The following is a 23,518-nucleotide window of genomic DNA, read 5'->3' as shown; positions in this document are numbered from 1 at the left end:
ACTATATAAAAGTCGGGTTTTTCCCGGCTTTTTTTGTATTTATGTATTCGTATAAAATATATGAATTACTTTTAATGACGGAATTCAGCCAGCTGTCCGGTTTTATGAGTAGATTGATAGATTTCTACATTCGCATATTTCTGTGTCAAGTTTTGTAATTGATTCGCGAAATGTGTATTTTCGCAAAAGTTTATGAAAAAAATACTCTTCATATCAGCCATTAGCCTGTTGAGTTGCAACAGAAATACACAGACGGCCCATCCTCCGGTAGGCGGTGTTTTAAGCCAAAAAGACCTGGATGTTTCTAAAAACAGGATGAAAAATCTGAATACCATAGAAAGAGGCCAGATTCAGGATTGGATCAATGGCCAGTCTGTGAAATTTTATCCTACGCAGCTTAATTACTGGGTAACGGCGGAAGGTTATGATCAGAGAGAAAGAAGGAAAGATGAAACTTTGATTTCTTATTCTTATGATCTGTATGATTTTGACCAGACTAAAATCTATGACCAGTCTTTTGAAAGAAGAGATGCCAGATTCGGGCACTTTGATGAACTGAGGGCAGTGGAGAACGCTTTGCGTTTTATACATGATGGAGAGGAAGTAACGCTTTTGGTGCCATCTTCTTTGGCTTACGGAACTTTCGGAGACGAAAAGAAAATAGATAACGACATTCCATTAATCATAAAATTAAAAGCTCTATAATACATGAAATTGTTTAACAAGAATATAATTCTGGCAGCGGCAAGTATCTCGCTGATGAGTTGTACCCCAATTTATAAAAAAATGAACGTAGACAAAGAAACTTACGAAGGTCTTAATGACGGGCTTTATGCCAATCTTCAAACCACAAAAGGTAATTTGATTGTGAAGCTTGAAGACAAGAAAGCACCAGTAACTGTAGCCAACTTTATTGGTCTTGCAGAAGGGAAAATCGACAACAAAGCTAAGGCTAAAGGAGTTCCTTATTATGACGGAACTATTTTCCACAGAGTAATCAAAGATTTCATGATCCAAGGAGGTGATCCTAAAGGAACGGGAGCAGGTGATCCTGGATATAAATTCGAGGACGAAAGAAACGACCTTAAACATACAGGAAAAGGTATTCTTTCTATGGCAAACTCAGGGCCTAATACAAACGGTTCTCAGTTCTTCATCACTGAAGTAGCTACACCTTGGTTAGATGGAAAACACACGATCTTCGGAAAAGTGGTAAAGGGAAATGACGTAATTGATGCTATTGCTAACGTTGAAAAAGGAGCTCAGGATAAACCTAAAACAGATATCGTTTTAGAAAAAGTTTCTGTTTTTGGTAAAGGTGATGAGTATAAGCACTACGATGCAGCTAAAACTTTCAACGAAGGAAAAGCGAAGATCGCAGAAAACAATAAGGCTTTTTTAGCTAAAGAAGAAGCTGAAAAGAAGAAAAAAGAAGAAGAATTCAAAGCTAACCAGGAGAAATTAGTTGAAAACTTAAAAGCTGGTATGCAAAAAACTGAATCAGGTCTTTACTATAAAATCACAAAAACAGCTGACGGTAAAGCTCCAAAAGCTGGTGATAATGTATCTGTACACTATGCAGGTAAATTGGTAGATGGAACTGAGTTCGATTCTTCATTCAAGAGAAATGAGCCGATCGAAATTCCAATTGGAATGGGAAGAGTAATCAAAGGATGGGATGAAGGTATCCTATTGTTGAAAGAAGGTGAAGCTGCTACATTATTGATCCCGCCGGCAATGGCTTACGGAGAAAGAGGAGCAGGAGGAGTGATCCCGCCAAACTCTTGGTTAGTTTTCGATGTTGAGCTTGTAAAAGTAAAATAATTGAATCTTTTTAAGATATGAAAACCGTTCCGGAAGGGACGGTTTTTTTGTTTGTATAAATACCGTAGAAATACGGATTTCGGAAAATATCAATTACCTCTATCTTTACCCAACACTTATAAGAAACAAAATAAAAATATGTTTGATCTGAATTATGACCTCATAAAAAAAGAAATTGAGTCAGAGGTGTGTGAAGAGCACGGTCTGCATCCGGAATTGATTAAAACAGATGAAGGCTTCGGAATAAAAGCCTGTTGTGAACCTTTCAGAGAAAAGATGGTTGAGAAATCCGGAAATATGATTGAAGAAGAAACCAAAAAGATCCTCGAAGAAATGATGAAGGGTCTGTTTAAAGAATAAGTTTTTACGATGTTAAGATAACTTTGTTATCACGAGCTGCTCCGGAGGGGGTGGCTTTTTTTGTTGGAAATACCGTGGTCTTACGGATTCCCGTAAGGCGTTATATAAATGTATTTATAATTTCGAAAATATCATAAATAAATAAAACAATGGCAAAATTTAATTTTTTAAATCTTGATTCGGAAGTCCGAAATTTTATGCTTGATGAAATCAACTTAGATGTAGAAAGAGGTGTTTTTTTTTTAAGTGAAAGGCTTAATGAATACGGTAAGTCTGTTTATGAAGATTTTTTGATAAAATCTGTAAAGGAAGGCGATGAGGAAGGCTTTGAAGCCTTATTGGAATTCCCAAAGTTTTTTAATGGAACTGAAATTAAAAATTCGAAACAGTCTAAAGTTCCTAAAAATGCATCGACATTAATATGTCAGAGTGAGTTTAATAGATATTATATTAGAGGTGTATGTCTTAAAGCTATTAAAGATGGTGTTAAATCAGTTGAAATTTACAGAGGAAGACAATCTAGTTTTGTGAGACCAGAGTCTGAATTACAAATTGGAAAAAAATTAGATCCACGAGAACTTTTGGAGGATTTAAGAAATTCTATTGGAAAACAACCTAAATTATTCCCTGAAATAAACTCGGGATTGACTATAATGATATAATAGGTAAGCAAAAAACTAATTTTTTCGTAACAAAAAACCGCCCCAAACAGGACGGTTTTTTCAGTAAAAATTAATTGAAAGTTATATGTTCTGTTATCTTTTCTTCATACTTGTTCCGGTTAGGGAACTAATGAATACAAGGCCAAAGCCAATATAAGCGGCAAATGCCGTCAGATATATAATTAAGCTGTTAAAGCTTGGTTTTAAGGCGTATACCAATACAGAAAAGGCAGCAAAACTTAATACGAGCAATAAGCTCCAGATGTTCATTTTTGCAGCATCTTCATTTCTCTTAAAAATCATTTCAAAAAAGTCTCTCATCATTACTTACATTTTAAGGGTTATACATTAATTAATAGGATAAAGGCGTACTCATCACGGTAAAAAGAATAAATTCCTTTACAGGGCTAAGGTTCACGATGACTTTGCCATTTATTTATATCGTAATACCGGGCTAAAAGTCCGGGATATTTTTGTTTTTTTTGAATCAACAAATGATTCTTGGTTATTGATGATACCAGTGAGATACGGGGTGCAAAATTGCTGTGAAAAATCAACGGGGGTTAATTAATCACGAACCCGTATCTGGTACGGCATCGTAGAAAAAAAAGGATTCATATACTAGATATGAATTTGAATCAGTGGAAAAACTGAAAATCCACAGAAAACCTTTTTTCTCATCCTTAGTGTTTTTTTAATTTTTTCTCAATATCTTATATACCAATATCATGCCAAAATAAAAGTTTCGCGATTAACACTTTGTTTCATGGGATTGATAAAGCTCCTGATGAAGCGTGTTTTTATCTATCATTTCCTTAAACAAAGAAAAATTTTCTGTTTTTAAGGTTGAGTTATTTGAAACAAAGAAAATATTACGGTACAATTATTTTTTATATTTAAAATATTTTAGAATTGCTTAGAAAATGAACCGGGAAAGTTTAAAAGACAGCATTAATATCTGTATAACAAATCTTTTGCAGTTGGCTAAAATCAATTGTTGGAATACCATTTCCCCCAATTTGTTTTTTATTCTGTCTGATTTTAATGAATTTAAAGAGCTGAATTCCACTGAACGGAATATGTCCCGGAATAGAATAAATAATTCAAAAACATTGCTTAATGTAGATTCAGCACTGGAAATTTTACGAAATGAGTTTGATGATCTTTATGATGTTACTCTTTATATTTTCCGGGCCAATACAAAAGAAACTATAATAGAAATTCAATATTACAGGAAATCAAATTTTAATGCTGATTATTTTGCAATAGTAAAAGATAATTCACCGATGTTCCATTCGAAAATTGCAATGCCTGTATATGCTTGGGAAGGGGAGAAATTTGATGTCAATTGGGAGTCTGGTGGAGGGATTCATCATGCTTGGAAAGATTTTTTGTGGAGAAACTTTTTGCACAAGCGTAAAATTAAAGGAAAAAGCTCAAAGGGTAATTTTGGATAGGATAATAAATCATTTAAACACAAATATCATGAATGACTTTGCACAAATTTCACAGATTAGGTTGTAGGTGAAAATCAATTTATCAAAAAACACAATCATCTGTGACAATTCAATAAATCAGTGGTTATAAAATAAAGATAGGTTTTGGCTGAAGCCAACGGAAGATATTTGTAAAGTTAAGCAGGCTAAAGTCTGTTCCTATTGAAATACTAAAAAGCTTCATAAAAAACAAAAACCGCCTCTAAAGGCGGTTTCATATTTATTACCAGTTTTTATCAATCATGTAGATAATCTGTGTTAAAGCCGTAGCGCCTAATAAAAGCTCTCTTCGGTTCACCTTTTCAAACGTATCTTCTTCTGTATGGTGAATATCGAAATAGCGTTGAGAATCCGGCATCAATTCAGCGGCAGGAATTCCCATGTCATGAAGCGGGTAGAGGTCTGTTCCGGAAAACCTTTCTTCAAAATTATACACTCCGTAAGGAAGGAATAGGTTTGACCAGCCTTTGATCTGATTTCTTTTGACATCATCCATATCCAGGGCAATTCCTCTCGGTGCAAAACCTCCGGCATCTGTTTCTATTGCAAAAAGATGTTTTTCATTCTTTTCTTTTACTGTTTTACCATATTGAATACCGCCTTTTACTCCGTTTTCTTCATTGGCAAAGCAGACTACTCTGATGGTATGGTTATTTTGTATTCCTAATTTTTTAAAAGTTCTCAAAACTTCAATACTTTGAACAATCCCGGCACCATCGTCATGAGCACCTTCACCTACATCCCAGGAATCAAGGTGTCCGCCAACAACAATAACGCTCTGGTCTTTTTTACCTGTAATTTCTCCGATGACAGAATGGGAAAGTTTTTCGCCTTTCATTCCGCAGTTGGAGTTAAGTTTAGCAGTGATTTTCTGATTTTTCAGTAAAGCTTCCAGTTCGTCTGCGGTAGTACTTCCGATGGCTACGGCAGGTATTTTGGAGACTTTGTCTTCGTAGCGCATGGCTCCCGTGTGAGGAACATCATCAAAAGCAGAAGACAGAGATCTTACGATGGCAAATTTACCTCCTTTTTTAGCGGTTAAAGAAGCAGCTGTCGTTCTGTATTTTGCAGCATCCCCATAGGCTTTGAAAGTCTCGACAAATGACTGGCTGAAAGGGTAGTTGAAGAATACAATTTTATCTTTCACCTTTTCAGCAGGAAGTTTGTCATATTCTTCCATAGATTTTACCATGATAATTTCTCCCGAAACATCTTTTCCTCCGGTTCCTTCAGAATTTCCAAGGGAAAGCATTTTCAGGCTTTTCCATTTTCCGTTTGACACCTGAATGTGCAGAGATTCTTTTCCTCTTTCCCATACCGGAATCATGACTTCCTGAAGCCATACTTTATCAGCTCCGGCATCACGGAGTTTCTGTGCTGCCCATTGCACTGATTTTTCGTAAGCTTCAGAACCGCTTAAACGATGTCCAATGTTTTTTGTAAGCTCTCTCAGCTCAGTATATCCTTTACCATTGTTCAGAATTTCTGTAGAAATTTTTCTGAACTGAATGGAATCTTCTTTAGACTGGCCAAAAGCAGCCATTCCAAAAAGCAATAATGAAGTTCCTAGTATCTTTTTCATTGTTTACCAATTTTTATCAATCATATAAATAAGTTGTGTCATTACCGCAGAACCAAGTAATAATTCTCTGCGGTTGACCTTTTCAAAAGTGTCTTCTGCTGTATGGTGAATGTCAAAATAACGCTGCGGATCAGGAACCAGTTCAGCAGTGGGAACTCCCATTTCATGAAGCGGAGCAATATCTGATCCGGAATATTTACCTTCAAAATTGTAAACTCCATAAGGTAAAAATAGGTTGACCCAGCTTTTGATCTGGTTTCTTTGAGGATCATTCATTTCCAGGGAGATTCCCCGTGGTGAAAAACCTCCGGCATCCGTTTCTATCGCAAAAAGGTGTTTTTCGTTGTTTTCTTTGGCAATTTTGCCATATTGTTTTCCGCCTTTTGTTCCGTTTTCTTCGTTGGCAAAGCACACGGCGCGGATAGTATGGTTGTTTTGTATTCCTAATTTTTTAAAAGTTCTCAGTACCTCAATACTTTGTACAATTCCGGCTCCGTCATCATGAGCACCTTCGCCTACATCCCAGGAATCAAGGTGTCCTCCGACAACAATAATGCTCTGGTCTTTTTTACCTGTGATTTCCCCGATTACAGAATGGGAAAGCTTTTCGCCTTTCATTCCACAGTTGGAATTAAGTTTGGCTGTTACTTTCTGCTTTTTCAACAGCATTTCCAGTTCATCAGCGGAAGTATTTCCGATGGTAACGGCGGGTATTTTAGAAGTGTTCTCGTCATAGCGCATATTGCCTGTGTGAGGAACATCGTCAAAAGCGGAAGAAAGTGACCGGATGATGGCAAATTTACCTCCTTTTTTAGCCGTTAATGAAGCGGTAGTTCGTCTGTAAGCACTTGCATCGCGGTAAGAAATGAAGGTTTGTACATTCCCTTGATTAAAAGGATAGTTGAAAAATACAATCTTATCTTTTACCTTTTCTGCAGGAAGTTGATCATATTCTTCAAGTGATTTTACCATAATAATATCACCTGATATGTCTTTCCCGTTTGTGCCTTCAGAATTTCCGAGGGAAAGCATTTTAATATTTTTCCATTTTCCGTTAGCGGTTTGTATGTGCAGAGATTCTTTTCCTCTTACCCAGACAGGGATCATGACTTCCTGAAGCCATACTTTATCAGCTCCGGCATCACGGAGTTTCTGTGCAGCCCATTGTACTGATTTCTCATACGCTTCGGAACCGCTTAAACGGTTGCCTATCGTTTTGGTAAGTTCTCTCAGTTCATTGTATCCTTTGCCGTTGTTCAGGATTTCTGTTGAAATCTTTTTGAATTGGATAGAATCTTCTTTAGCCTGACCAAAAACAGTCATTCCAAAAAGCAATAATGAAGTGCCTATTATCTTTTTCATATTACCAGTTTTTATCAACCATGAAAATCATCTGTGTGATGGCAACCGCCCCGAGAAGAAGCTCCCTTTTATTCACTTTGTCAAAAGTATCCTGCTCGGAATGGTGATAATCGAAATACCTTTGGGTGTCTACCACAAGCTCTGCTAGTGGAATATCAAGTTTTTTCAAAGGTGAAATGTCCTGAATTGCCTCAGTTTGGTCGAAATCATAAACGCCATAAGGAAGAAAATATTCTTTCCATGGATAGATCAACCTTCTTCTTTGAGGTGACATATCCAGAGAAAATCCTCTTGGAGAATAACCTCCAGCATCTGTTCCTAAAGCAAAAACATGTTTTTCATCTCTCTTTTTTACAAAAGCAGCATACATTTCGCGGCCCTGGCCTCCGTTTTCACTGTTGGCGTATAAAACTACCCGGATGGTGTGATTATTTTCATATCCAAGTGCCTTCAGTGTTCTTAATACTTCGATACACTGAACAACGCCTGTTCCATCATCAATGGCACCTTCGCCAAAATCCCATGAATCAAGCTGGGCACCTAAAACAATTACTTTAGAATCTTTTTTGCCTTGAATTTCAGCAATAATATTTGGATTTGTAGTGTCTCCTTTTGATTCAGCAGTCATATTGATTTTAGCAGTAACTTTTTGCTTTTTCAATATTTTTTCCAACTCATCTGCAGATCTTACTCCAATGGATAAAGCCGGAATTTTAATTTTATCATCCGGTTCGTAGTAAATCATTTTGGCATGAGGAGTATCGTCATTTGCTGTTGTCAATGATCTTATAATTAATGCTTTTGCGCCTGTTTTAGCGATGATAGAAGCGGAAATTAATTTTGATTTTGCAGTCTGTAAATAGGAATCACTTGTATTGATAATTTTCGGGTCCATAGGAACATTTACGAAAACTATTTTGTCTTTTAGCTGGCCTATTGACATGGCGTTAAGCTCTGAAGTGGAATTGATTAAGACGATTTCACCTGTAAGGTCTTTTCCGCCTGTTCCTTCAGAGTTTCCAAAAGAAAGCATTCTGATATTTTTCCAATCTCCATTTCCGGCTTTTATCTGTAAAGATTCTTTTCCTCTGATCCAGACAGGAGCTTTGGCTTCTTGTCTCCAGATCATATCAATACCAATTTCCTTGAACTTCTTTTCGGCCCATTCTACGGCTTTTGTATAACCAGGAGTTGCGCTGAAACGCGATCCAATTCCTTTCGTAAGTTCTCCAAGGTTATCATAAGCCTTACCATTGGTCATGATTTCATCTGAAATTTTTCTGAACTCCTCGTGATAGTTGAGTTTGGCAATAGTTGTTTTTTTTGCCGGATTTTTGAGTGGCTTTTTTTGAGAAAATAAAAATCCACTCAAAAAGAGTGGAAGTATAATGAATATTTTTTTCATTTTTTATTTACCTTTCTTTTTCCTTTGATAAAAGTAGGGAAAAAATAGGAATTTATTAAGGTTTCATATCGTACATTACCAGAGCTGTAATCAATTTTGGTTCAATAAATGTACATTTTGGAGGCATGCTTAATCTTAAATCCGAAATTTTAATCATGTCATTAAAACTTACAGGATAAATTCCGAAACCAACTTTACCTTCACCGCTGTCTACTTTCTCTTTCAGAAGATTGATTCCGTTGATATTGGAAGTTCCTTTTACATAAGAAATAAGTTCAGAGCTATCCGGATCTTCAATTTTCAGGATATTTTTGAAAATATACTTGTCTATAAGGTGGTGATCCAGGTTATCCAGAGACATTTCTTTGGAACGAAGATCGTGCTTCACGTGAAGAGAGTAGAACTTCCCATCCATATACATTGAAATATGGAATTTCTGAGAAGGGTAGTAAGATGCTTCTCCTTTTTCATGAATAAGGAAATAGTGTTCAAGTTCTTTCAGGAAAGCTTCGGGAGAAGTACCGTTCAGATCATGTAAGATTCTGTTATAATCATGAATTTTAATAGACTGATTGGAAACAATAAAACTGTAAACAAAGTTATAAAGCTCTGTACCGTTATGTTTTTTGTTTTTCTCCTTATGATATTTGGCATTTATTGCTGTAGAACCAATTCTGTGGTGTCCATCAGCAATATAAAAGGAATCAATCTGATCAATCACTTCTTTAAACTGCTGTAGCTTCAGACGGTTGTCTATTCTCCAGATTTTATGTCTGATACCGATGGTATCAACATGGTTGAAGATAGGGACATTTTTTTCCTCATGATTCATCAGCAGCTCAATTTTTGAGTTGGCAGGATAGGTAAGGAGTACAGGTTCTGCCTGCAGGTTTACTTTTTCAAGGTAATGAGCCAGCTTTTCTTTTTTCTGAGGAATGGTACTTTCATGTCTTTTGATTTTTCCATTCCAGAAATCTTCAATACTTGCTAATCCCAGAAGTCCTCTGAACACCTGTTTGTTGGGGTAGATCTGCTCATAAAGATAGTAGGCTGAATTGTCCTGGACCAATTTCTTTTCGTCCAGAAGTTCTTCAAATGTAGAGCGGATCTTTCGCAGATTCCGGTCAATATCTTTAGATTTACTTACAACATAGGGTTTGATCATATTGATGTAAGTGTTTTCAACTTGAGCCTTCTCTGCGATCTCTTCCTGGGTAAAATTATCCAGTGGATGGGTAGGGAAAGTGCTCTCGAAGTCTCTATGAGGTCTTATTCCACGGAAAGGTTTAAAAACAGGCATATTTATCTTATAGTTTCTTTTTGTAGCTTAATAATTTGTTCTGCAAGTTCGATACCGATTTTTTCCTGTGCATCTACTGTATTTCCTCCAACGTGTGGAGAAAGAGACAATGCAGGGTTCATCAGTAAAGGAAGTTCCGGGCTCGGTTCATTTTCAAAAACATCCAATGCCGCTCCGGCTATTTTTCCTGATTCAATAAAATCGATCAGTGTCACTTCATTGATGACACCTCCTCTTGCAGTATTTACAATATAGACCCCATCTTTCATTTTTTCAAATTGAGGGGTATCTATAATATATTCATTCGTTTTCGGCGTATTGATACTGATGAAATCTGAATCTTTCAGGAATGCATCCATATCATTGGTGGAAGTGATTTCAAAGTCGACAGACTGTCCGTTGAAGAAGTTCAGGGTAAGAACTTCTGTCTTTGGGCTTCTTGTCAGAACGTTTACTTTCATCCCTAAAGCAATTCCTATTTTAATGACTTCCTGGCCAATACTTCCAAAGCCGATTACTCCTAATGTTTTTCCTGAAAGTTCATAGGCATTGCTGAATGACTTTTTCATAGCGCTGAAATGAGTATCTCCTTCCAGAGGCATCAGTCTGTTAGATTCGTGAAGGAATCTTGCCAGTGAAATGAAATGTCCGAAAACTAATTCTGCCACAGATTTTGAAGATGCTGTAGGTGTATTGATTATTTTAATGCCTTTGCTTTTGGCATATTCTACATCAATATTGTCCATTCCAATACCGCCTCTTCCAATGACTTTAAGGCCGGGACATGCATCAATCAGCTCCTGTCTCACTTTCGTTACACTTCTTACAAGAAGAACGTCCACATTATTATCGTTGATAAAATTAATAACGTGATCCTGAGCCACTCTATTGTCCAGAATTTCAATTCCGGCTTCTTTTAAAGCGTTTTCTCCTGCTTTTGAGATTCCATCGTTTGCTAAAACTTTCATGAGTTATTTGATTTAAAGATTGAAAAATTTAAATATTTCAACATTTTAAAACTGAGGTGCAAATTAATGAATTTAAATTAACTGCTTTTCAATCTTCCAATCTTTGAATTTTTAATGCTTAAAATTATTTGATTGACTTCATTACATCCACCAAAACCTGTACACTTTCAATAGGTAAGGCATTGTATAAACTTGCTCTGTATCCGCCCAAGCTTCTGTGTCCGTTTAATCCACTGATTCCTGCCGCTTTCCATGCATTGTCAAATTCTTCTTTTTTGCTCTCATCTGTGATTTTGAAAGAAACATTCATCAACGAACGGTCTTCTTTCACGCAGAAAGTTTCGAATAACGGATTGTTGTCGATTTCGTCATATAAAAGCTTGGCCTTTGCTTCGTTTCTCTGTTCTGCAGCTGCAATTCCTCCATTTTTTTCAAGATACTGAAGGGTAAGTAAAGAGGCATATACAGGGAATACCGGCGGCGTATTGTACATTGATTCTTTGGCGATATGCTGAGAATAATCCAGTATAGAGAACATATTTTCTCTTCCTGTTTTTCCAAGGATTTCTTTTTTTATAACCACTAAGGTAACTCCTGCAGGTCCCATGTTTTTCTGAGCACCCGCATAGATCAGGTCAAATTTGGAAAAATCAAGCTGTCTAGAGAAAATATCAGAACTCATGTCACAAACCATCAGTGTGTCCACTTCCGGGAAAGATTTCATCTGAGTTCCATAAATAGTGTTGTTGGAAGTACAGTGGAAATAATCATATTCTGCACCAATGGTATAATTTTTAGGAATAAAAGAGTAATTTTCTTCTTTTGAAGAACCTACTACATCTACTGTTCCTACTTTTTTTGCTTCTTTGATGGCTCCGGCTGCCCATGTTCCTGTATCCAGGTAAGCTGCTTTTCCACCTACTTTCATCAGGTTGTAAGGTACCATGGCAAACTGCAGGCTGGCCCCTCCACCTAAATAAAGAACTTCATAATCATCACCAAGATTCATCAGTCTTTTTACAATTGCACGCGCTTCGTCCATTACAGCTACGAAATCCTTACTTCTGTGAGAAATTTCAAGAAGAGACAATCCGATACCGTTGAAGTCCAGAATAGCCTGTGCTGATTTTTCAAATACCTCCTGTGGCAAAATACATGGCCCTGCGCTGAAGTTGTGCTTTTTGTTCATATTTTTATTTTTTGGTTGCTTCCGGGTTTTAAATTCCTTCAGCTTTATTTTTGGTTACATTGGATTTTTGGACAAAAAAACCGCCTCACAGATGATGAGACGGAATTTTTTTTATTCGCCGTGTAAGAATGCTTTTTTATTAAGAAGAGATTCTTCAGATTCTACGTGATCCTCGTCAGGAACACAACAGTCTACTGGGCATACCGCCGCACACTGAGGTTCTTCGTGGAATCCTTTACATTCTGTACATTTATCTGTTACAATGAAATACACATCATCACTTACAGGTTCCTGAGGTGCATCTGCATCTACAGTAAGTCCCGACGGCATTGTGATTGTACCTTGAAGAGCCGTACCTTCGGAAGCTTTCCAATCTACAGCTCCTTCATATATTGCATTGTTTGGACACTCCGGTTCGCAAGCCCCACAATTAATGCATTCATCAGTTATTTTAATAGCCATCGCTAATTTTTTTTAAATTTGCACAAAATTACAAAATATTCCCCAATTTTAAAGTAATTATGAATACCGAAAATCAAGTTTTAGGACTTATTAAATTAAGTGATTATATAAAAGCGTTTTTAGCGAAGAAACCGGAAGATCACAATGAAGATGATGTTGATATTGTATTATTGTTAAAAAGATCTGAAATAGAGAATCCGTGGTTTACTATTGATAATCAGAAATTTGCTTTACAGCAATGGGCTGATCTTTTGACTGAAGAAAATATCAAAAACTGGCTTGGAAATTATTCAATCTCTAAAATTTCAAAAAGAGTTGGACTTATTTTAGCCGGAAATATTCCTTTGGTGGGCTTTCATGATGTGATATCCGTTGTGTTGGGCAATCATATTCCTGTTATTAAGCTGTCTTCAAAAGATAAGTATATGGTTCCGTTTTTATTAAAAAAATGGAATGAATTCTCCAATGAGAATGTAGTGTTTGAATTTGTAGAGAGATTAGAAAATTTTGATGCAGTGATCGCTACAGGAAGCAATAATACAGCGAGATACCTTGAATATTATTTTAAAAATCACTTAAGCATTATCCGTAAGAACAGAACTTCCGTTGCTGTATTGAAAGGTGATGAAACGGATGCTGAACTGCAGCTGCTGGCAAAAGATATTTTCCAGTATTTTGGACTGGGATGCAGAAATGTGACGAGAATTTTTATTCCGCAGGATTTTGTTATTGACAGATTGTTTGAGAACTTCTTAGCATTCCAGGATATCATCAATCATAATAAATATGCTAACAATTATGATTATAACAGAGCGGTTTATCTTTTAAATCTGGATAAATTCTGGGATAATAATTTTGTGATGCTGAAAGAGGATGATAAGCTTTTCAGCCCGCTTTCTGTGATCAATTTCAGCAGATATGAATCTTTGGATGACGTGAAATCTTTTATTGCTGAAAATGAAGAAAATATCCAGTGTGTGGTAGGGAAAGAGGATTTGGGGCTGAACGTTATTCCGTTTGGAGAAGCGCAGAATCCGGGCCTTGATACCTATGCAGATAATGTGGATACAATGAAATTTTTAGAACTGGTCTGATTTTCGTATCTTCCATCACTTGTTTTACCAGGTAACTAAAATGAATACTATGAAAAAATTATTGCTGGGATTTGCTCTTGTGGGTGCACAGTTGATGTTTGCTCAGAAAGTAGCAGGTGTAAAGGTTGAGAGTAACCAGAAGAAAGAGCAGCCCGCTGCTATAAGTAAGGAGAAAGTAAGTTTGTACAATGATAACTTTCTTAGGTTTGTTGAGGCTTTACAGGCTTCTGACCGTAAGACAATTGATGGATTGCTTTCTGAGAAGGTAAAAGAGATTGTAACGGATGAAGTTCTTAAAAAAGTAAAAGAAGGCATTGATCCTAATAAAAAGCTTGAAATATTAAAAGCTGGATATTATAAAACAATGAATGGTACCAATCATCCAAGTATTAAATATAAATATGCAGGAGAATCATCTTCCAAAGAGGCTATTACAGCTGTATTTGAGGATGATGGAAAGATTTTGGGTGTATTGCCTGCAAAATAAGATTAAAATTTATTTTCGATTAACTAAAAAAAATATTAACTATGATGACAGATGTTTTAGTCGCTCATTCTTCGGATGTAGAAAAAGCGAGTTTTTACAAGAAGACGTATTTGCATGTTGCTTTATCTATTCTTGCATTTATTGGAGTTGAAACGATATTATTGAAAACTGTTCCAGCAGAGCTTATTGCAATGATGTTTGCTCAGAAATATATCTGGCTGCTGATTATAGGAGTATTCTGGCTGGCTTCTGTTTTGGCTGCTAAATGGTCACTTTCACAAAGTAAATCTACCCAGTATTTAGGATTAGGATTTTATATCTTACTGGAAGCGATTATTTTTATGCCTCTGCTTTTTATTGCAACCAATATGGCAGGAGGTACCAATGTAATCTTCCAGGCGGCTACTTTAACTATTGCAATGTTTGCAGGTATTTCAGCAGTAGCATTCACTTCTAAAAGAGATTTTTCTTTTTTAAGAAATATTATTGTAATTGGTGGGTTTATCTCAATCGGACTGATTGTAGGTGGGATGATCTTTGGTTTTAACCTTGGATTATGGTTTTCAGTAGGAATGGTAATCCTGGCTTCGGCTACTATTTTATATCAGACAAGCAAGTTAAAAGATTCTTATGGAACGAATCAGTATGTAGGGGCAGCATTACAGCTTTTTGCTTCTATTATGCTTCTTTTCTGGTATATTCTGAGTATTTTGATGAGTAAAAGAAACTAATTGATGAGTTGATCTTATCTTTTAAAATAACAGTCCCGGTGATATTTTCATCGGGATTTTTTTTTGAATACAATTTTTTTTAAACATAAATGGCACAATGGTTTCACGAATAACACTAATTTAATAGGGTGTATTTACTTTAGATCATTATTATTGATTCAATAGGAACGGGCTTTAGCCCGTTTATCTTTATGGTGATTTTCCAATGGCTTTAGCCGAAACTTATGATCATGTTGACCTTTTGTCAAGCAGATTTCACGGATTGACACGTATAATGATGTGTGGTTTTTAATGAATCGACTGATATTATTCTATTTGTGAAAAATATTTGTGCTATTAGTGTTTTAAACCATAAACCCAAAAAATCCAGATGAAATTTCACCGGATTTTGTTGGATATTCTTTAAAAATTTTCATGCAATTGCCAGCTTCAGTAGACTGATTAAAGTCTTTTGAAGTGGGTTTTACTATTGATGTAAAAGATTCTTAAAGAATAGAAAAAATATAGTAATGAGGAAAACCTCAGGTATTGAATTTGTGTTTTTTATAATCTTTTGATTAAAATAATCGAAAGATATTATTTGTCGATTGATCCTAAAACCTTCTGAGCAAAAGAATTTAAAGCATCTTTTTCGCTCATTCCGTTTTGTACGTTGGCGTGAACTTCTAAAGCTCCGCAAATGTTGGTAATCAATTCTCCTGCAACATTTAAGTCTTCTTCACTTGTTCCTCTGAATTCACAGAAACTTTCCAGAACTTCTAATGTTTTTTCAAGATTTTCAGGAGTCTGATTCTGATAAAATTGTCTGATTACGGGTAATTTCATTATGCTAATTCATTAAAAAGATTAGTTAAACTTTCTGCCTGGTTAGATTGAACCTGGTTGACCAATTCACCGTTTTTAAAGATCGCGAAAGTAGGTAAGTTGTCTACTTTTGCTAATTTTCTGCTTTCAGGAAGCTTTTCAGCATCAACATATAAAAATGGAATCGTATCATTTTCAGATGCTAGTTTTTTGAATTTTGGCTTCATGATTCGGCAGTTTCCGCACCATGTTGCGCCATATTGAACAACTACTTTTTCGTTGTCGTTAACTATATTTTGTAATGTATCTTCGGTTAATTCTGTGTACATGATTGTAATTTGAAAAGTTGAAAATTTGGAAATGTGTCAATGATTTGTAAAGAAGAAAATGAGATAATTTTTAATAATCCTGAGATTAACTTTCAAATTATCTCATTTTCAAATTAACAAATTATATTAGTTCTTAGCTAAATATTCTGCTGTAGAAGTTCTGTCAGCTTTCATAGCATCTTTTCCTTCTTCCCAGTTTGCAGGACATACTTCACCATGTTTTTGAACGTGTGTGTAAGCGTCAATTAATCTTAAGAATTCTTTTACGTTTCTTCCTAGAGGCATATCGTTTACCGCTTCGTGGAAGATTTTTCCAGTTTCGTCGATAAGGTAAGTTGCTCTGTAAGTCACATTAGAACCTGTGAAAACTTCGTTTCCATCCTCGTCATATTCGAAATCCTGATCAACGATTCCTAATGTATTTGCCAATTGTCTGTGAGTATCAGCTAAAAGTGGGTAAGTTACTCCTTCGATACCTCCGTTATCTTTTGGTGTGTTCAACCATGCGAAGTGTACTTCGTTAGTATCACAAGATGCACCAATTACTTTAGTGTTTCTTTTTTCGAATTCACCTAAAGCCTCCTGAAAAGCGTGAAGCTCAGTAGGGCATACGAAAGTGAAATCTTTAGGGTACCAGAATAAAAGAACTTTTTGCTGGTTGTTTACTGCTTCATCAAGGATGTTGATTTTAAGATCGTCACCCATTTCGGACATTGCGTCAATTGTTAAATTTGGGAATTTTTTTCCTACTAAAGACATAATTTTCTGTTTTTATATTTAAATTTCTATTGCAAAGATATGAAAGATTCATCTATCGAACAAACAAACATCGATAAATAAAATCTATAATTGTTTTTGGGGTGTTGTTAAATAAAAAAGCCCTGACAACAGGGCTTTTGTTTATTTTAGTAACCGAATACTTCAGTTAAATTAAGTTTTTTTACTTCACCTAATTTCTGCATATCGGCCTCATTTACTTTATCTTGAGAAGCAACAAGGCAGTAGGTATAGTTTTTATTCTTCATTTCCTTATCGTGGAAAGAGTTGATATCTGTGAATGACAATTTTGGTGCCTGTTCGTAGACATTCTTTCTCATGTCAAAATTGTTTCCAAGTCTTTGAGATTTCAAATAAGAGAAGATGATTCCGTCCTGAGTGATTCTTTCAGAAGCAATTGATTTTTTCAATCCGCTTTTTGCCGTTTCGAATAACTGTTCAGATTTTGGTAGCGTCGTTAAAAGCTCATTCATTGCTGTTGTAGACTCATTGAATTTGTCAGCCTGTGTTCCTACATACGCCATTACCATATCCTTATCTGTTTTTTTGCTTGGAAGTGCAAAATAAGAATACGTAGAGTAGGCCAATGCCTTAGATTCTCTGATTGTCTGGAAAACAATAGATCCCATTCCGCCTCCGAAGTAGTTGTTGAACAAGCTTACAGTAGGAGTGGTTGAAGGATTGTATTGATCTGCGTTTCTTACCCAGAAAACCTCTGCCTGTACCATGTCATAATGAGCAAATAATACTTTGTTTTTATCAGTCGGGATCTGCGCAAAAGTTTTAGATTTAGGAAGGTCTTTCAGGGTTGCAGGAAGTTTGTGGACAGGTTTTAATGATGCTACCACCTCGTTTCCTGATTTCGGACCGTAATACAATACTTTATGCTTGAAATTGAACAGGTCGTGAAGGACATTGACTAAATCTTCTGCTTTTAAGGCGTCAAGTTCAGCATCAGTCAGTACATTATTGAAAGGATTCTGTGCGCCATACTGTGCGTAACTTCTAAGCCCGGCCATAATGGTTCCTTTATTTTGTTTCGCATTCGCTCTGGCTTTTTTCAATCTTGTTTTGTAAGCATCAAGAGCTGTCTGATCTGCCTGGCAGTTTTTAATCAGATCTTCAAATAAAGCAATCGTTTTATCGAAGTTTTCATTTAAACCTTCAAGAGATACATAAGTTTCTTCATTTCCAGCACCTACATTGAAGCTTGAAGCCAATTTGTAGAACTCTTTGCTGATGATTTCTGAAGATTTGTCTTTAGTTCCTAAATACTGAAGATATTCTGCTGCTACAGGAAGAATTTTGTTGTTCCATTTTCCAGAATCAAAATGATAATACATTCTGAACAGCGCATTGTCTGTATTTTTTACAGAAAGCACATCTACATCGGCTAATTTGTTTTTAGCGATGTCTTTATCATAATTCAACCATACTGGTGCGATAGGGTTTTCAGGCATTTCATCAATCTTCTTAAGGAAAGGAGACTGGTCTTCTCTGTTCACAGAAACCGGAGTGATTGTTGGTTTGTCAACTTTCACAATGCTCTTGTCTTCTCCTTTTCTTTTGTAAACCGCAACATAGTTGTTATTCTGAAGATATTTAGATACGAAATCCATAATGTCTTTTTTCGTAAGCTTGGAAATTTCTTCAACGTATTCAAGCGATGCTTTGTGGTCAATATCTGAAGTAAATTCATCCATCAGAATGCTTGCTCTTGATGAATATTTTTCGTCTTTCTGAATGATACCTTTCTTTTCGTTGTTCACGATAGATTGAATCAGGTCATCAGAAAATTCTCCTTTTCTTAATTTATCAATTTCCTGAAGAAGAAGATTTTTTACTTCATCCAGAGACTGTCCTTCAGTTGGTTTTCCTTGTAAAAGTAATACTGAATAATCTTTTAAGGCATAAGATCCTGCGTAAGCACCCAGTAATTTTTGTTTTTTTACCAGATCAAGGTCAATTAATCCTGCCTGTCCGTTGGTAAGCATATTTCCAACAAGGTTCAGCATTCTTGCATCTTTTGTGGAAGCGCCCGGAAATCTGAAGCCTAGCATTACGTTTTCAGGATTTGGCCCCGTAACTTCTTTTACAACAGGAGATGTAATAGCTTTTTCCTGTCCTACTTTATATTCAGGAATGGCTTTAGGTTTCATGTAAGAGAAAGCCTTATCTATTTTTGCAATCACTTCATCCGGGTTAAAATCTCCGGACATGATGATTCCCATGTTGTTGGGAACATAGTAATTATTGTAATAGTCTCTGATAGCATGTAGAGAAGGATTTTTCAAGTGTTCAATCGTTCCGATGGTTGTCTGTTTTCCGTAGTTATTGTTAGGGAAAAGATTGGCAAACATGGTGTCGAAAACTTTATCTCCATCATCATCAAGAGATCTGTTTTTTTCTTCATATACCGCTTCAAGCTCTGTGTGGAAGAGTCTCAAAACGGGTTCTCTGAATCTTTCAGCCTGTACAGCAAGAAATTTGTCAAGAACGTTGGCTGGTACATCTTCTGTGTATACCGTTTGTTCAAAGGAAGTGAAGGCGTTAGTTCCGTCAGCTCCCATACCCGCCATCATTTTGTCGTATTCATTTGCAATTGCATATTTGGCAGCCTCTCCGGAAACCTTGTCAATCTCCTTGTAGATCTCTTTTCTTTTAGCTTCATCCTTAGTCTGATTGTACTTTTCGTAAAGAGCATCAATCTGGTCTAAAAGAGGTTTTTCTTTCGCCCAATCTTTAGATCCAAACTGATTGGTTCCTTTGAAAAGCATGTGCTCCAGATAATGGGCAAGACCTGTGTGGTCTGCTGGATCGGTTTTACTTCCTGCTTTTGTGGCGATATACGTTTGTATTCTTGGGTCCTTATTGGTAGGGCTCAGGATAACTGTTAACCCGTTCTTTAAGGTGTAGTACCTTGCAGAAGTAGGGTCGTTGGTAACGTATTTATACTTGTAGCCATTAGAATTTCCTTCTTTCCACTGGAAATCCTGACCAAAAGCATATCCTGCAAAACTTGCTGCGGCAATACTTGTGGCGATCGTTAGTTTTTTTAACAGATTCATTGCTGTTGTGTTTTATTTTTGATGGTTAGTTGATTAATTGAATGGTTCCAATAAATTTTTGATACGTTTCATAGCTTCTCTCAAATCTTCCTCAGAAGCAGCATAAGAGAATCTGATACATTCCGGGCTTCCGAAAGAAAAACCTCCCACACAACCTACATGAGCATTTTCCAGAAGGAACATCGCAAAGTCGTCAGAATTCTTAATTTCCGTTCCGTTCAGGGTTTTTCCGATATAGTGCGAAATATCCGGGAAGAAATAAAATGCTGCTTTAGGAAGCAATACTTTGAATCCTGGAATTTCTTTGATCAGTTCATACACAAGATCTCTTCTTTCTTTAAAAGCATCAATCATGTATCTGTATTCAGATGGGTCTGTTTTCAATGCAGTGATAGACGCTCTCTGTGCCACAGTGTTAGCTCCGCTGGTCATCTGTCCCTGCACTTTTTCACAAGCTTTTGCCAGCCATTCCGGACATGCAGAATACCCGATTCTCCATCCTGTCATTGCAAATGCTTTTGACATTCCGTTGATTACCGCGGTCTGTTCATATACTTCTGGAAACTGTGCAATAGAAGTTGTTTTTGTTTCGTAATTGATATATTCGTAAATCTCATCAGAAATTATCGTTACCTGAGGATATTTAGCAATAACTTTTGCAATGGATTTTAATTCGTCGTAAGTGTAATAACCTCCTGATGGATTACATGGTGAACTGAAAAGTACTGCTTTGGTTTTTTCCGTAATAGCCTCTTCAAGCTGTTCAGCAGTCACTTTAAAATCTGTTAAATAAGAGGTAGGAAGCATTACAGAAGCTCCACCCATCATTTTTACCATTTCATCATAACTTACCCAATAAGGAGCAGGAAGAAGAACTTCATCACCATCATTGATAATGGATGCAAGAACATTAAGGATAGCTTGTTTAGCACCATTTGAAACACAGATCTGGGTAGGTTTGTATTCCAGGTGATTATCTCTTTTTAATTTATAAGCGATAGCCTCACGCAGTTCCAGAAATCCGGGTACAGGAGAGTAGTGGCTGTAATTTTGGTTGATGGCATCGAAGGCTGCCTGTTTAATATTGTCCGGAACATCGAAATCCGGTTCACCAAGAGTTAAGCTGATTACATCTATTCCGTTGGCTTTCATCTCTCTGGCTTTGTTAGACATTACAAATGTCTGTGAGTATCCTAATCTTTTTACTCTATCTGAAAGTTTATCCATGTACTTTTTGAATTTTAACAAATATATAATAAAAACGTCTTCTGGGGATAATAAAAGTAGGGGTACTTAAAAGATTTTTGTCAGGTTTTGAACAAATTTTTACTGTTTAGAAATCATTATGTTACTTAGGCAAGCATAAACAGTTGAATCATGTTTTGGTAAAATGATAACCAATAAATAGGATAGGTGAAAATCTTATGGTAAATAAAAAGTACTTCTGAAGCTCAGTGTTTTGTATCTTTAAACAATCTAAGACCCATTCTATGAAATGTTCCGTTTTTTTATTGCTGATTTCCTGTACTGTCTTTTCTCAGAGATATTCAAAAGATGATGAAGTGAAGAAATACGTGTCGCAGGTGAATGAAGATTCACTGAAGTCATACATTGGCAAACTGGTAAGCTTTGAGACCAGACATACTTTGAGCACAGCAGATGATCCCAAACAGGGGATAGGAGCTGCCAGAAACTGGGTCATTAAAAAATTCAATGATTATGCAAAAAATTCCAGAAGCAGAATGGAAGTCTATCTTCAGCAGGAAGATATTCAGCCGGATGGAAAACGGATTGATAAAACGGTCAGCTTAGGAAATGCTGTTGCTTTTCTGAAAGGTAGAGATCCTAATGACAAAAGAATTTTCCTGATCGGCGGGCATCTTGACTCAAGGGTTACGGATGTGATGAACCGAACTTCAAAAGCACCAGGAGCCAATGATGATGGCAGTGGGGTGAGTGCTGTTATAGAATCTGCCAGAATCCTGAGCAGGTCTGCGTTTCCAGCTTCCATTATTTTTGTGGCCTTTTCCGGGGAAGAGCAATCATTGTTGGGATCTAAACAATTAGCTGAAAAAATTAAAAGAGAAGGGTTGCAGCTGGAAGCCGTCCTGAACAATGATATGATTGGAAATCCTAAAGCAGGAGAAACAGGAGAAGTCAATACCCGAATACTCCGTGTATTCAGTGAAGGTCTGCCATATAAAGATCTGGACAAAAAAGCAATGGCGATCAGAAATCTGGGTTTTGAAAATGACAGCGAATCCAGACAGCTGGCAAGATATATCAAAGAAACTACAGAACAATACGTCAAAGGACTTGAAGTAAAGCTAATCTACAGAAATGACAGGTTTTTGCGTGGAGGAGATCATACCAGCTTTGTCAATAACGGATTTCCTTCCGTAAGATTGACCGAGTATTATGAGAATTACGATCATCAGCATCAGGATATAAGAATAGAAAACAATAAGCAATATGGCGACCTGCCTGAATTTATAGATTTTAATTACCTGAAGAAAAACGTGGCTGCCAATATTGCGGTACTGGCAAGCCTTGCAAAATCCACTTCAAAACCTGAAAAAGTAGAAATGGATGTTAAAGAACTGACCAATTCTACAACTTTGCATTGGGAAAAACCCAAATCAGGAACTCCAGCAGGATATTATGTACTGGCACGGGAAACAGACAGTCCGGTATGGCAGAAAAAAATATTTACAACGGCACTTTCCATTAAAGTTCCGCTTTCCAAAGACAATTATATTTTTGCTGTACAGACAATCAGTCAGTCCGGAAACCTGAACGTGCCTGTAATTCCGGGTATTGCGAAATAATGATCTCTGTTGGAAAACCGTGATCAGGGCCTGCTGGGAAAAGTAGATTTGAATACAAGAGAAATAAAACTTATTTTTGCTGTTTATAATAATTCACATGTCTGCATCGTTACTATTAAAATATTTCCCGGATCTTACTGAAAAACAGATAGAACAGTTCTCACAATTGGAAAATCTGTACAATGAATGGAATGAAAAGATCAACGTAATTTCCAGAAAAGATATGGAGTCGCTGTATGAAAAACATATTCTGCACTCTTTGGGAATTGCAAAAGTGATGGAATTTGCTCCAGGAACTAAAGTTTTGGATATCGGAACCGGAGGCGGTTTTCCGGGAATTCCTTTGGCGATCATGTTTCCTGAAACAGAATTCACTTTGATTGATTCTATCGGCAAGAAAATCAGTGTGGTACAGGCTGTAGCAGAAGGTGTAGGCCTGACCAATGTAACGGCTATCCAGGGAAGAGCAGAAAAGCTGAAAGAGAAATTCCACTTTGTTGTCAGCAGAGCGGTAACCCAGATGCCAGAATTTTTAAGATGGCTGAAAGGAAAGTTTGAAAAAGAACAGTTTAACCCTAAGCATAACGGAATTTTATATTTAAAAGGCGGTGATCTTGCAGAAGAACTAGCCGGAATTAAATCTGAAATTTTCAACCTTAAACACTATTTTGATGAAGAATTTTTTGATACTAAAAAAGTGGTTTATGTATCAAAAGGTAATTTTAGTTCCTGATTTTATGTGATTAGGGAATAATTTTTGCTAAATATTTATTAATAATCAGAAAATCAA

General features: G+C 36.4%; 23 protein-coding genes. 10 read left to right on the top strand and 13 right to left on the bottom strand.

Features of this window, described 5'->3' with window-relative positions:
* Positions 1–192 precede the first annotated feature (192 nt).
* From GFU89_RS05420 to GFU89_RS05405, 4 genes are all read left to right on the top strand, one after another.
* A complete protein-coding gene (locus GFU89_RS05420) occupies positions 193–705 on the top strand; it encodes an FKBP-type peptidyl-prolyl cis-trans isomerase (protein ID WP_184553119.1) in 513 nt (170 codons plus the stop codon).
* Between the two features lie 81 nt (positions 706–786).
* A complete protein-coding gene (locus GFU89_RS05415; RefSeq protein WP_318846180.1) occupies positions 787–1,824 on the top strand; it encodes a peptidylprolyl isomerase in 1,038 nt (345 codons plus the stop codon).
* A gap of 138 nt (positions 1,825–1,962) precedes the next feature.
* The gene (locus GFU89_RS05410) at positions 1,963–2,184 is read left to right on the top strand and encodes a hypothetical protein (RefSeq protein ID WP_318846179.1); all 222 of its coding nucleotides are present in this window, start codon (positions 1,963–1,965) and stop codon (positions 2,182–2,184) included.
* A 149-nt stretch (positions 2,185–2,333) separates the two neighbouring features.
* Positions 2,334–2,846 (top strand): hypothetical protein, encoded by a 513-nt coding sequence (locus tag GFU89_RS05405; protein WP_318846178.1) that lies wholly within the window; start codon positions 2,334–2,336, stop codon positions 2,844–2,846.
* Between the two features lie 93 nt (positions 2,847–2,939).
* Here GFU89_RS05405 and GFU89_RS05400 read toward each other — a convergent pair whose 3' ends face one another.
* Entirely contained in the window at positions 2,940–3,170 is a 231-nt protein-coding gene (locus GFU89_RS05400) for a hypothetical protein (RefSeq protein ID WP_318846177.1), read from the bottom strand.
* 788 nt (positions 3,171–3,958) lie between these two features.
* Between GFU89_RS05400 and GFU89_RS05395 the strand changes: the two genes are divergently transcribed.
* Positions 3,959–4,303: a hypothetical protein gene (locus GFU89_RS05395; RefSeq protein ID WP_318846176.1), complete on the top strand. Its 345-nt coding sequence runs from the start codon at positions 3,959–3,961 to the stop codon at positions 4,301–4,303.
* 262 nt (positions 4,304–4,565) lie between these two features.
* Here GFU89_RS05395 and GFU89_RS05390 read toward each other — a convergent pair whose 3' ends face one another.
* The 7 genes from GFU89_RS05390 to GFU89_RS05360 form a co-directional block, all read right to left on the bottom strand.
* Positions 4,566–5,924, bottom strand: coding sequence for a M20/M25/M40 family metallo-hydrolase (locus GFU89_RS05390; RefSeq protein ID WP_318846175.1), 1,359 nt, complete (start codon positions 5,922–5,924; stop codon positions 4,566–4,568).
* A gap of 3 nt (positions 5,925–5,927) precedes the next feature.
* Positions 5,928–7,286 carry a M20/M25/M40 family metallo-hydrolase gene (locus GFU89_RS05385; protein WP_318846174.1) on the bottom strand — a complete coding sequence of 453 codons (1,359 nt, stop codon included), beginning with the start codon at positions 7,284–7,286 and terminating at the stop codon, positions 5,928–5,930.
* Between the two features lies 1 nt (position 7,287).
* Positions 7,288–8,691 (bottom strand): M28 family peptidase, encoded by a 1,404-nt coding sequence (locus GFU89_RS05380; RefSeq protein ID WP_318846173.1) that lies wholly within the window; start codon positions 8,689–8,691, stop codon positions 7,288–7,290.
* Between the two features lie 55 nt (positions 8,692–8,746).
* On the bottom strand, positions 8,747–9,991 hold the full coding sequence (locus GFU89_RS05375) for a DUF1015 domain-containing protein (protein WP_318846172.1): 1,245 nt from the start codon (positions 9,989–9,991) through the stop codon (positions 8,747–8,749).
* Between the two features lie 2 nt (positions 9,992–9,993).
* Positions 9,994–10,959 (bottom strand): D-2-hydroxyacid dehydrogenase, encoded by a 966-nt coding sequence (locus GFU89_RS05370; RefSeq protein WP_318846171.1) that lies wholly within the window; start codon positions 10,957–10,959, stop codon positions 9,994–9,996.
* Positions 10,960–11,083: 124 nt separating this feature from the next.
* Complete coding sequence (serC, locus tag GFU89_RS05365) at positions 11,084–12,148, bottom strand: 3-phosphoserine/phosphohydroxythreonine transaminase (RefSeq protein ID WP_318846170.1); 1,065 nt, start codon at positions 12,146–12,148, stop codon at positions 11,084–11,086.
* 111 nt (positions 12,149–12,259) lie between these two features.
* Complete coding sequence (locus tag GFU89_RS05360) at positions 12,260–12,610, bottom strand: 4Fe-4S binding protein (protein WP_318846169.1); 351 nt, start codon at positions 12,608–12,610, stop codon at positions 12,260–12,262.
* A 59-nt stretch (positions 12,611–12,669) separates the two neighbouring features.
* Between GFU89_RS05360 and GFU89_RS05355 the strand changes: the two genes are divergently transcribed.
* From GFU89_RS05355 to GFU89_RS05345, 3 genes are read left to right on the top strand one after another with little or no spacing between them, the layout of a single operon-like run.
* On the top strand, positions 12,670–13,704 hold the full coding sequence (locus tag GFU89_RS05355; protein WP_318846168.1) for an acyl-CoA reductase: 1,035 nt from the start codon (positions 12,670–12,672) through the stop codon (positions 13,702–13,704).
* Positions 13,705–13,753: 49 nt separating this feature from the next.
* Entirely contained in the window at positions 13,754–14,191 is a 438-nt protein-coding gene (locus tag GFU89_RS05350; RefSeq protein WP_318846167.1) for a peptidylprolyl isomerase, read from the top strand.
* 41 nt (positions 14,192–14,232) lie between these two features.
* Positions 14,233–14,922 carry a Bax inhibitor-1 family protein gene (locus GFU89_RS05345; protein WP_318846166.1) on the top strand — a complete coding sequence of 230 codons (690 nt, stop codon included), beginning with the start codon at positions 14,233–14,235 and terminating at the stop codon, positions 14,920–14,922.
* Positions 14,923–15,498: 576 nt separating this feature from the next.
* On the opposite strand, the gene GFU89_RS05340 is transcribed toward GFU89_RS05345, so the two are convergent.
* The 5 genes from GFU89_RS05340 to GFU89_RS05320 form a co-directional block, all read right to left on the bottom strand.
* On the bottom strand, positions 15,499–15,747 hold the full coding sequence (locus tag GFU89_RS05340) for a DUF6952 family protein (protein ID WP_002980002.1): 249 nt from the start codon (positions 15,745–15,747) through the stop codon (positions 15,499–15,501).
* Entirely contained in the window at positions 15,747–16,055 is a 309-nt protein-coding gene (locus GFU89_RS05335) for a thioredoxin family protein (protein ID WP_318846164.1), read from the bottom strand. Before GFU89_RS05335 ends, GFU89_RS05340 begins: the two co-directional genes overlap by 1 nt.
* 126 nt (positions 16,056–16,181) lie before the next feature.
* Positions 16,182–16,814 (bottom strand): peroxiredoxin, encoded by a 633-nt coding sequence (locus GFU89_RS05330; protein WP_103235396.1) that lies wholly within the window; start codon positions 16,812–16,814, stop codon positions 16,182–16,184.
* 146 nt (positions 16,815–16,960) lie between these two features.
* Positions 16,961–19,900: a M16 family metallopeptidase gene (locus tag GFU89_RS05325; RefSeq protein ID WP_318846163.1), complete on the bottom strand. Its 2,940-nt coding sequence runs from the start codon at positions 19,898–19,900 to the stop codon at positions 16,961–16,963.
* A 33-nt stretch (positions 19,901–19,933) separates the two neighbouring features.
* Positions 19,934–21,127: a pyridoxal phosphate-dependent aminotransferase gene (locus GFU89_RS05320; RefSeq protein ID WP_318846162.1), complete on the bottom strand. Its 1,194-nt coding sequence runs from the start codon at positions 21,125–21,127 to the stop codon at positions 19,934–19,936.
* Positions 21,128–21,390: 263 nt separating this feature from the next.
* Between GFU89_RS05320 and GFU89_RS05315 the strand changes: the two genes are divergently transcribed.
* On the top strand, positions 21,391–22,728 hold the full coding sequence (locus tag GFU89_RS05315; RefSeq protein WP_318846161.1) for a M20/M25/M40 family metallo-hydrolase: 1,338 nt from the start codon (positions 21,391–21,393) through the stop codon (positions 22,726–22,728).
* A gap of 97 nt (positions 22,729–22,825) precedes the next feature.
* Positions 22,826–23,461, top strand: a complete 636-nt coding sequence (rsmG, locus tag GFU89_RS05310; protein ID WP_318846160.1) for a 16S rRNA (guanine(527)-N(7))-methyltransferase RsmG — start codon at positions 22,826–22,828, stop codon at positions 23,459–23,461.
* Positions 23,462–23,518 lie beyond the last annotated feature (57 nt).

It is taken from the genome of Chryseobacterium sp. JV558 (assembly GCF_033712365.1).
Taxonomy (GTDB): Bacteria; Bacteroidota; Bacteroidia; order Flavobacteriales; family Weeksellaceae; genus Chryseobacterium.
The sequence above is the reverse complement of the archived record's forward strand: the minus strand, read 5'-3'. Positions and strand labels throughout refer to the sequence as shown.